The sequence below is a fragment of the Shewanella sp. 11B5 genome, assembly GCF_002836795.1.
In the GTDB taxonomy this organism is placed as follows: domain Bacteria; phylum Pseudomonadota; class Gammaproteobacteria; order Enterobacterales; family Shewanellaceae; genus Shewanella; species Shewanella frigidimarina.
The window spans coordinates 1-10,031 of record NZ_PJAP01000227.1 but is presented as its reverse complement, the minus strand read 5'-3'; the positions used below and the strand labels follow the sequence as shown (position 1 = coordinate 10,031).

At 41.1% G+C, this 10,031-nt stretch carries 10 protein-coding genes; 3 read left to right on the top strand and 7 right to left on the bottom strand.

Going from position 1 to position 10,031, the window contains the following annotated elements:
* The 5 genes from earP to CXF78_RS02280 form a co-directional block, all read right to left on the bottom strand.
* On the bottom strand, window positions 1-1,164 hold a 1,164-nt coding region (gene earP / locus CXF78_RS02300), incomplete at its 3' end, for an elongation factor P maturation arginine rhamnosyltransferase EarP (protein WP_102035854.1).
* A 93-nt stretch (window positions 1,165-1,257) separates the two neighbouring features.
* Window positions 1,258-1,785 carry a flavodoxin FldA gene (gene fldA / locus CXF78_RS02295; protein ID WP_011637371.1) on the bottom strand — a complete coding sequence of 176 codons (528 nt, stop codon included), beginning with the start codon at window positions 1,783-1,785 and terminating at the stop codon, window positions 1,258-1,260.
* A gap of 50 nt (window positions 1,786-1,835) precedes the next feature.
* Window positions 1,836-2,108 (bottom strand): LexA regulated protein, encoded by a 273-nt coding sequence (ybfE, locus tag CXF78_RS02290; protein ID WP_011637372.1) that lies wholly within the window; start codon window positions 2,106-2,108, stop codon window positions 1,836-1,838.
* 8 nt (window positions 2,109-2,116) lie between these two features.
* Complete coding sequence (locus tag CXF78_RS02285; protein ID WP_011637373.1) at window positions 2,117-2,338, bottom strand: DUF2788 domain-containing protein; 222 nt, start codon at window positions 2,336-2,338, stop codon at window positions 2,117-2,119.
* Between the two features lie 98 nt (window positions 2,339-2,436).
* Window positions 2,437-3,210 carry an alpha/beta fold hydrolase gene (locus CXF78_RS02280; protein ID WP_102035853.1) on the bottom strand — a complete coding sequence of 258 codons (774 nt, stop codon included), beginning with the start codon at window positions 3,208-3,210 and terminating at the stop codon, window positions 2,437-2,439.
* Between the two features lie 304 nt (window positions 3,211-3,514).
* Here CXF78_RS02280 and seqA point away from each other — a divergent pair, with 304 nt between their 5' ends.
* The 3 genes from seqA to CXF78_RS02265 all read left to right on the top strand — a co-directional run bounded on the left by seqA (window position 3,515) and on the right by CXF78_RS02265 (window position 6,417).
* Window positions 3,515-4,141: a replication initiation negative regulator SeqA gene (gene seqA, locus CXF78_RS02275; RefSeq protein ID WP_102035852.1), complete on the top strand. Its 627-nt coding sequence runs from the start codon at window positions 3,515-3,517 to the stop codon at window positions 4,139-4,141.
* Between the two features lie 54 nt (window positions 4,142-4,195).
* Window positions 4,196-5,839 carry a phosphoglucomutase (alpha-D-glucose-1,6-bisphosphate-dependent) gene (gene pgm, locus CXF78_RS02270; RefSeq protein WP_102035851.1) on the top strand — a complete coding sequence of 548 codons (1,644 nt, stop codon included), beginning with the start codon at window positions 4,196-4,198 and terminating at the stop codon, window positions 5,837-5,839.
* Window positions 5,840-6,009: 170 nt separating this feature from the next.
* Window positions 6,010-6,417, top strand: coding sequence for a hypothetical protein (locus CXF78_RS02265; RefSeq protein ID WP_011637377.1), 408 nt, complete (start codon window positions 6,010-6,012; stop codon window positions 6,415-6,417).
* Between the two features lie 80 nt (window positions 6,418-6,497).
* On the opposite strand, the gene katG is transcribed toward CXF78_RS02265, so the two are convergent.
* Window positions 6,498-8,684 (bottom strand): catalase/peroxidase HPI, encoded by a 2,187-nt coding sequence (gene katG / locus CXF78_RS02260; RefSeq protein WP_102035850.1) that lies wholly within the window; start codon window positions 8,682-8,684, stop codon window positions 6,498-6,500.
* A gap of 226 nt (window positions 8,685-8,910) precedes the next feature.
* A partial coding sequence (locus CXF78_RS02255; RefSeq protein WP_102035849.1) for a putative bifunctional diguanylate cyclase/phosphodiesterase occupies window positions 8,911-10,031 on the bottom strand: 1,121 nt, incomplete at its 5' end.

Here is a 10,031-nt window from a genome sequence, read left to right as displayed (position 1 = left end):
TAGTCGACTCGCAAGATCTGCTTCATTTAACGCGTTAATTGGCCATTCAATAGCATGTTGCATTAAAGACAAATTAACAGAATGTAATTGTTGCCAGTGCATTACTACTGCATTTGTATTCCCCTGGTTGAAGGCCAAATTCACCTCAGACCAAGTAGTAGCAATTTCTGGAGCAAGATTATCGCAGTAAATTTGCATAAAAGCTTGTAATTTTACCAAGTGATAATCATCTTCTTGAGGATAAATGTGCCATATGAAGGGTTTTGCAGCCCATTGAGCACGTAAAAACGAATCTTCACCCCGCACAATATTAAAATCACAGCTCCATAGCAAGCGATCGAAACCATTTTGATCGGTCATGGGTAATATATGTAGGGTTAAGTTACCTATTGTAAATTGTTGACCGGGTATCAAATCTTTAATGTCACAGGGCAATATGCTCGTTAAGCTATGTAAACTACGTCCTTTAGGGATTAGAGCATGAATTGGGGTTGGAGATGCTTGCCATAATTCACACAACGCAGCTAAGGCTGGTGTTTCATAACTAAAGACACTGATGATCGTGTCTTCAGCATTTATCCCTTGTAATCCCAGCTTTTTGAACAACGTTAATTTATGTGTAGAGTCAGCTTGCCATTCGTCTCGTTGATTAAATAATTCACGCTCACAGATAAGCCCGCCAGTCTTAGGGGTAAAGCCTGGAAAGTAGAACCACTTTTTAACTCCACTAGGTTGTGAAGAGGGCAACCCATGACAACCCTCTACCCAATCTTCAGCACTGAGATATTCAAGGTTTAACCAAGTAGGCGCTTGAGAAAGAGGGTGTTGATGCAATTGACTTATTATGGATTTTATTTGTGATGGTAATTCACAGGCAAACGCTTCAATAACGACATTGCCAGCAATAAACTCTATATCTAGTGGGTTATTCCATTGAAATATATTCACGCCATTGAATGTTTGTTTCGACTTATGTGGATCTAGCATAGGTAAAATATGTGAAAAACTCTGCAAGTCATCGACCCATAAATTAATGGGGATGTCATATTCTGCTACCAATTGCTTAGCCAAACGCCAGGTGACACCTATGTCGCCATAGTTATCGACAACAGTACAAAAGATATCCCAATGATGATGTAATGGGTTGGAATTATTGACTGACATATTAATCGTTACTTAACCGTTAACCTAAACTATAGGCATAAAAAAGCGGCAATGAAGCCGCTTTGATTCACAAATCTAATTTGATGATGTGGCTTAGTCTTCTAACTCAGCTAAACACATTTCTTCATAAATTTGCTTAACCCAGCCGTCAACACGTTCTTCGGTTAGCTCTGGCTGACGATCTTCGTCAATCCCTAAACCGACAAAGTGCTTGTCGTCTGCCATGCCTTTAGAGGCTTCGAAGTTGTAGCTTTCAGATGGCCAATGGCCAATGATAATACCGCCTCGAGCTTCAACAATGTCACGTACCATGCCCATCGCATCAAGGAAATATTCAGCATAATCTTCTTGGTCACCACAACCAAAAATAGCGACTAACTTATCGGTAAAGTCGATTTGCTCAAGCTCTGGGAAAAAGTCGTCCCAATCACACTGTGCTTCGCCGTAATACCATGTTGGAATACCAAACATAAGCAAATCGTATTCAGCAATTTGCTCCTTGGTGCTCTTCGCGATGTCTTTAACATCAAGCATGCTTTTACCCAGTTTTTTCTGGATCATTTTGGCTACAGCTTCGGTGTTGCCAGTGTCGCTACCGAAAAAAAGACCTACAGTTGCCATTGTCTATCCTTTAAATATCTAGTTCGCGTTGTGCGATGTTCTAAAAAGTCTCAGTTGTCGAGTTGCTGTTGCAGAATAAATTCGATTAACTGGCTACGGCTGATGTTACTGTTCAAAGCTTGTTGGTTCAAGGCATCATACAAATCTTGTGACACCTTTAGCTCTATTCGCTTTAAACCGTTAGCGCGATCACGCTGAATTTGGTTACGCTTATTGATCTTTAATTGCTGCTCCCGAGAAAGAGGGTTACTTCTCGGGCGCCCACGGCGAGTTTCTGCGGCAAAAAGGTCAATAGTCGTTCTATCTGTTGTTTCTTTTGCCATTGTACTCTTTAACCGATCCCAGAGCCTTCCCAGGTCATCTGAATAATACCTTTTGCAATAAACCCGGCGCAGCCGAGGAATAACACTGCCCAAACAATATATCGACCAAATTTAGGGACTTCACCTTGTTTAAGCACATCATGGATAGCCATGCCGATAAAAAAGAATATCGATGCAAAAAACAAGTTTAAGCCTACAACTTCAATTTGTTCCATGTATTGGTTTAACATACTTCTACCTTCGCTATTGAGTGTCTGGCGAAAAGAGGGCGCGAATATATCACATCACGATACAATCGGCTATGTTCAAAAGGGTAAATATTAAAAATTTACCCTTGGTTTTGTTCAATAAACTCAGACACGATGCGATTAAATATCTCAGGTTTTTGTGCGTGTAACCAATGGCCTGTACCGTTCAATGTTTTTGCACTGGCTTGTGGAAATTGGCGCATGATTTCATCTCGATGCTCAGCAGTGACATAATTGGACTCACCGCCACGGATAAATAGTGCGGGTTTATCAAAATCATCGTTGCCGGTTAAAGGCAAATCCCAACCGATAATACGGTCGTAAGATTCGATTAGCCCAGTTAAATTCATTTTCCACTCAAAGCCGCTGTCGGTGCGTTGCAAATTCTTTAGTAAGAACTGAGATGTCGGCTCATCAATACCGGCGTTGATCAAATGTGCTAGGGCAGACTTTCGAGTTGTATCGCTGTTTAATACTAAACTGGTTAGGCCTGCAAACACGGTTTGATGTCTTGGGCTATACGCTACCGGTGCGATATCTGCAATTACTATGCTTTTAATACGTTCGGGGTGTAAAAGTGCCATTGCCATCGCAATTTTCCCGCCCATTGAATGACCGACTACATGGGCTTGTTTGATGTGTAAATCATCGAGTACATCAATCATGGCATCAGCAAGTTGCGGGTAATCCATGTTGTCCCAATGCTCGCTTAACCCATGATTAGTCACATCAACCCGTATGACTTGATGTTGCTGCTGAAGAACACTGCCGAGATTTTTTAGATTATCAAGATTGCCAAAAAGCCCATGAATAAGTAGGACAGCTTCACCTTGACCAGAAGATACATAATGCATAACGCAACAAACTCATTGGAACAATTAATGCGGAAGATTTTGCTGCAATGCGTCAGTCAAATCAAGTTTTGCAGACTCTCGCCGCCATAGTTGCTGGTATTTTAAACTGCTTTTAATAAAAACTTGGTAATATCGTCCATTTAATGATTTTGCCACTTTATTAGTAGGTTAAGCATGGCTTACACTGAAGCAATATTTTTTGATCGCATTAATGCTAATTCGATCTGCGATCCCGACTTACCTGATGCCAATTTTATTTTTGGCTACAGTAATGACAAAGACTAATAGAAAAAGGATGACTCTGATGAAATACATTGAAATTGACGAAGAACTTTATCGCTTTATTGCCAGTAAAACTGAACGCATCGGCGAAAGCGCTTCCGATATTTTGCGTCGTTTATTGAACTTGTCAGTCGAAAATGTCGATGTAAGCTTACCGACAGACATTAGTCACCCAAGTTTAGAATCGCAATCGCCAGTGAATCGTCATCCCGTTTTTGATCAAGCCAAAGCGGTTGTAGAAAAAGTCATCGCTGATCAAAATAGCGCAAATAAGCATTCTCCTATAGATGAAGACATTGCAACGTCAACCAGTATTGATTTTGATGCCATGGTTAGCCAGCACTTATTGAGCCAACAGAAAGGTGCCGTCGGGCGTTTTATGTATTTATTATCCAGTCTTGAATCCACTGCTGGCAGTGATTTTGACAAAGTGCTTAATGTGCAAGGCAAAGGACGTTTGTATTTTGCCCGTTCTAAACAGGCTTTATTAAATTCAAGTAAATCTTCTAATCCAAAAGAAATCGCGTCAAGTGGATTTTGGGTCACCACCAATAACAATACCGCCAAAAAACAAACCATCTTAACTGAGGTATTGGAACATTTAGGTTGTGACAGTGAAAGAGCGAAGAGTATCGCCGAACACATTTAACTTTTGAGTTTTGTCGAAAATTCCATTTTCATTTTACTAACTAGGAGACCATTCGTGGCCATTCATCAACGCGCAGGACAGCAAGCTTTACAAACGGATTTAGTGAATATTCCTAAATTGATGAGTCATTATTATCGCATTATTCCCAATGTGGAAGACGTGCAACAAAAAGTGACATTTGGTACATCGGGTCATCGAGGCAGTGCGTTTTTATCCAGTTTCAATCAAAATCACATTTGGGCCATTACCCAAGCTGTAGTCGATTATCGCCATTCAGCCAATATTAGCGGGCCAATGATTGTGGGGTTTGACACCCATGCTTTGTCTTATGCAGCATTTATGTCTGTGGTCGAAGTATTAACGGCTAACCAAGTTAAAATGTTAATTCAACAGCATGATGGTTTTACTCCAACACCAGTAGTGTCTCAAGCGATTGTTCGTGCAAACTCCTCAGCACCTGCTGCGTTAATCGATGGGTTAATTATTACTCCTTCGCACAATCCTCCACAAGATGGTGGCATTAAGTACAATCCACCTCATGGTGGCCCAGCTGAAGGTGAAATTACTAAACTCATCGAAACCAAAGCCAATGAATATTTAGCCAATCAGCTTTCAGGGGTTAAAAAAGTCAATTATGGCGTCGCCGTTAAGTCGGGTTGGATTGATGAAGTCGATTTTATTGCACCTTATGTTGAATCTCTTGCTGAAGTCATTGATATGGATGCCATTAAAAAAGCCAATATTCGTATAGGTGTCGATCCTCTGGGTGGTTCGGGTATTTACTACTGGGAGAAAATTGCCGCTAAATATGGTGTAGATATTACCTTAGTCAATGACAAAGTTGATCCCACATTTGGTTTTATGCCATTAGATAAAGACGGAAAAATTCGAATGGATTGCTCGTCTCCTTATGCCATGGCAGGTTTGTTAGCGTACAGCGAAGATTATGATTTGTGCGTCGGTAATGACCCGGATTATGACCGTCACGGTATTGTTTGCCCAGGCTTCGGGCTGATGAACCCTAATCATTATTTGGCGGTAGCGATAGATTATTTAATGACTCATCGTCCGCAATGGTCTGATTCACTGGCTGTGGGTAAAACCTTAGTATCGAGTGCAATGATTGATCGTGTGTGTAACGCCTTAGGTCGACAATGCTTAGAAGTGCCTGTGGGCTTTAAATGGTTTGTTGCTGGTTTAGCCAATAGCACGATTGCTTTTGGTGGCGAAGAAAGTGCTGGTGCAGCGTTTTTAAAACGTGACGGCAGTACCTGGTGTACTGATAAAGACGGCTTTATTTTAGCATTACTAGCGGCTGAGATTTTAGCCGTAACAGGCAAAACACCTGCACAACGCTATAAAGAGTTAACCGATCAATTTGGCGAAAGTTTTTACACTCGTATCGATAGCCCAATTAGTCTTAAGAAAAAAGCTAAGTTTGAACAGTTAAATCGTGACAGCTTTACCGACACAGAATTAGCGGGTGAGGCGATTACAGCAATATTAAGTCATGCACCAGGTAATAATGCTGCGATAGGTGGTATTAAAGTGACCACTGAGAATGGCTGGTTTGCTGCGCGTCCATCGGGTACTGAAGCCTTATTTAAAATCTATGCTGAAAGCTTTATTAGTCAGCAACATTTGGATGAGATTATTGCTCAAGCGCAGACAATGATTGATGGAGCTCTAAAAGGCTAATGAGCTTTTGCTCTATCTAAAAGCACTGATCTTTCAGTGCTTTTTTGTGGTCTATTTTTTACTAACGACTCTGTGATAAGTTAATTTTTATTGAAATCACTTTTACAACAAAAGCACTCTGTAATATTGTTGTTCAAAATTTCTTTATTATTGTTTCAAGGAAGAATTGAATGAAAAAATACCTTTCACTTATCACGCTATCACTTTTTATTACGGCGGGTTGCCAAACCCAGCCTGAGATCGCTACATTGCCTGAAGCTACTTTTAATCATGATATCGTTATTATTAATTCTGCTCAGTTAAATCAATATTGGTCACCACAAACATTAAAACCTGTGATGTTAAATAAAAGACCTGATTGGCTACCTAAAGGTGCTGGTAAAGGTGAATATTATCAAACGATTGATTCAAATGGTAATGAAGTCAGCAAAACGTTAATTAGCTCAACACCAGAAGGTTGGATGACACAGGCATTGTTGAATAAAATGCCTAAACAGCAGTTTAAGCCTACCGCGCAAAATGACAAGCGGCTTCCGGTTAAAGTGAAATTAGAATTTGAAGTGAAGCGGATGAATTAAACATATTTTTGTCGTGTTGAATCATTAAAACAGGTGCAGAAAATTTATTCTACACCTGTTTTTTATATTGGCAGTAAGGTTTACATAAGATCAAACCTATCTGCATTCATTACTTTAGTCCATGTTTTAACGAAATCGTTAACAAACTTCTCTTTTGCGTCGTCTTGCGCATAAATCTCTGCATACGAACGTAAAATAGAGTTTGAACCAAAGACTAAATCGACTCGGGTAGCAGTCCATTTCACTTTATCGGTGCTGCGATCCACGATGTGATAAAGGTTTTTACCTGCAGGTTTCCAGTTATACGACATATCAGTTAAGTTGACAAAAAAGTCATTTGATAACACACCTACATTGTCGGTAAATACGCCATGTTTGCTGTTGTCGTAGTTGGCACCTAATACTCGCATACCACCCACCAATACCGTCATTTCATGCGCGGTTAGTCCCATTAATTGAGTACGGTCGAGCATCATTTCTTCTGGCTGAACAACATAGTCTTTCTTTTGCCAGTTTCTAAATGCATCGTGTAGAGGCTCTAATACGTCAAAAGATTCAACATCTGTTTGTGCTAGGGTTGAGTCACCGCGACCAGCGGCAAAAGGCACCTTAACGTGAACACCAGCCGCATGAGCTGCTTTTTCTACTGCAGCAGTGCCGCCGAGTACAATTAAGTCTGCAATACTGACAGGTTTAGTTAAGCCTGCTTGAATAGTCGCTAACACGGCTAATACTTTTTGTAATCTTGCCGGCTCATTGCCTTGCCAGTCTTTCTGTGGCGCTAAGCGAATACGGGCACCGTTTGCTCCGCCACGAAAATCTGAGCCACGGAAAGTGCGGGCGCTGTCCCAAGCGGTAGCAACAAGTTCAGCAATACTTAATCCACTGGCCAAGATTTTAGCCTTAATATCGGTAACTTCTTGTTCAGTTAAGCTGTAATCAACTTGTGGAATAGGGTCCTGCCAAATTAACTCTTCAGCGGGAACATCAGTTCCAAGATAGCGACTTTTAGGGCCTAAATCTCTGTGGGTAAGCTTAAACCAAGCACGAGCAAACACATCCGAGAAATAAGCTGGATCTTGATAAAAGCGATCTGAAATTTTTCGATATTCAGGGTCCATTTTCATCGCCATATCAGCGTCTGTCATAATAGGACTTAGGCGAATCGAAGGGTCTTCAACATCAACAGGCTTATGTTCTTCTTTAATATTGATAGGCTGCCATTGCCAAGCACCTGCAGGACTCTTTTTAAGTTCCCAATCGTAATTAAGCAATAACTCAAAGTAACCATTGTCCCACTGTGTTGGATGGGTTGTCCAAGCGCCTTCAATACCACTTGTTACAGTATCGCGGCCAATACCGCGGCTTGTTTTGTTTAACCAACCTAAACCTTGGTCTTCAAGCTCTGCGCCTTCTGGAGCGGCTTCGAGGTTTTCTGCTCGACCATTACCGTGACATTTACCGACAGTGTGTCCACCAGCAGTAAGGGCGACAGTTTCTTCGTCATTCATTGCCATGCGTTCAAAGGTGACACGAATGTCTTGTGCAGTTTTTAACGGATCCGGTTGACCATCTACACCTTCAGGGTTGACATAAATTAACCCCATCATCACAGCGGCTAATGGATTTTCAAGGTCGCGTTGTCCAGAGTAACGACTATTTTCAGCGTCGCTTGCTGCCAGCCATTGTTTTTCTGAACCCCAGTAAATATCTTTTTCTGGATGCCAAATATCAGCACGGCCACCAGCAAAACCAAAGGTTTTTAAGCCCATTGATTCATAAGCAATAGTACCTGCGAGTATGATTAAATCTGCCCAAGATAACTTATTGCCATATTTCTTTTTAATTGGCCACAGTAATCTACGTGCTTTGTCTAAATTGGCGTTATCTGGCCAGCTGTTGAGGGGCGCAAAGCGTTGATTACCGGTTCCAGCACCGCCGCGTCCATCTGCCATACGATAAGTTCCAGCAGAGTGCCAAGCCATACGGATCATCAGACCGCCATAATGGCCCCAGTCGGCTGGCCACCAATCTTTGCTATCAGTCATTAACGCGCGAAGATCTTGTTTTACCGCAGACAGGTCGAGGCTTTTAAAAGCTTCGCGATAATCGAAATTTGGATCCATTGGATTGGTTTTATTGTCATGCTGGTGAAGAATATCGAGATTAAGTGCATTAGGCCACCATTCCATTACGTCGCTTGCGACTGTGGTATTGCCACCGTGAGCTACTGGGCACTTGCCTTGGGTATGTTGTGCTTTGTCCATGATAGGTTCCTTTATCACTAAAAATAGCATAAATTTTATGCATCACTGGATTGAGTTAACAGGCTAACTGACTGTGACTATGAATGAAAGCGACTTTTATTGGTCCAGCTAATCGGTTTTATTGATGAGTAAGATTAGTCACTTTAGTATTAAGGTTCGTTCAATAATCGAACAGTTGTTGATAAAGATTAGGCCAAAAGTTTAGTATTAGACATGATCCAAGTCATTAAAAGCTATTTTGATTGGCTACGGCGCTTACTGATTGTTGTTCTTGGATATAATTGGCAAAAGATGAAATGGGTATTGGTTTACTGTAGTAGTAACCTTGGGCAAGATCACAACCAAGTGATGCCAATAATGTTGCCGTTGCACTTCGTTCTACACCTTCTGCTACAACGTTACATTTCAAGTGCTTTGACAGAAATATTACCGATTTAACTATCGCCAAGTCAGCATCGCTATGATGAATACTGTTGATAAATGAGCCGTCAATTTTAATTTGGGTAACAGGAAGGTCTCGCAATAGTTCTAGTGAAGAAAACCCCGTGCCAAAATCATCAATACTGAATGTACCACCTGCGGCAGTAATCTGTGCCATGGCACCTTTAGCTTGCTCTACGTTGGTCATCATTGCGCTTTCGGTTATCTCAAACATTATCTTCTGCGATGAATGATTACCCTTAACAAGAGAAATACTTTTATTGACCAAATTGGGGTCTTGTAAATCTTTAGCTGATAAATTGAGGTGGATACAGAGAGATAGTCCTAAGGATTCAAAATGTTCAACATCCTTTGCAACTTGTTGCATAACCCAGTCGGTTATTTGGTTTATTAGGGTGGTTTGTTCCGCGATATGAATAAACACACTTGGCGGGGTGTAACTGCCATCTGGCCGAGGCCAGCGAATAAGCGCTTCAACACCATAAAGACGGTTGTTGCGTAAATTAATGATAGGTTGATACCAGAGTTCAAATTCTTGTTGTTCAATGGCACGTTTTAATGACGCACTGATATTCATTTTTTCGGCAGCATTGTTTTCAAGAGTCAGGTCATAAATAGTGTATAAGGTGGCTAACTTCTTACTTGAGTACATTGCAATATCTGCTTGTTGTAATAGCAGACCTATTTCATTTGCAAGAATAGGAAAGTGGCTTAAGCCAATGCTTGCACCAACAAGTAAATCGTAGTTTTCAATACAAAATGCTGATTCAAGTGCTAAATGGATTGTGTTAATGGTGTGTTGAAGGGGTTCTAATTCTACTTGGGTGACAATGACGGCAAACTCGTCTCCGCCTAGTCTAAATAACTGTGCATCATCGGGTAAATGTTCAGAGATGTTTTTACCGA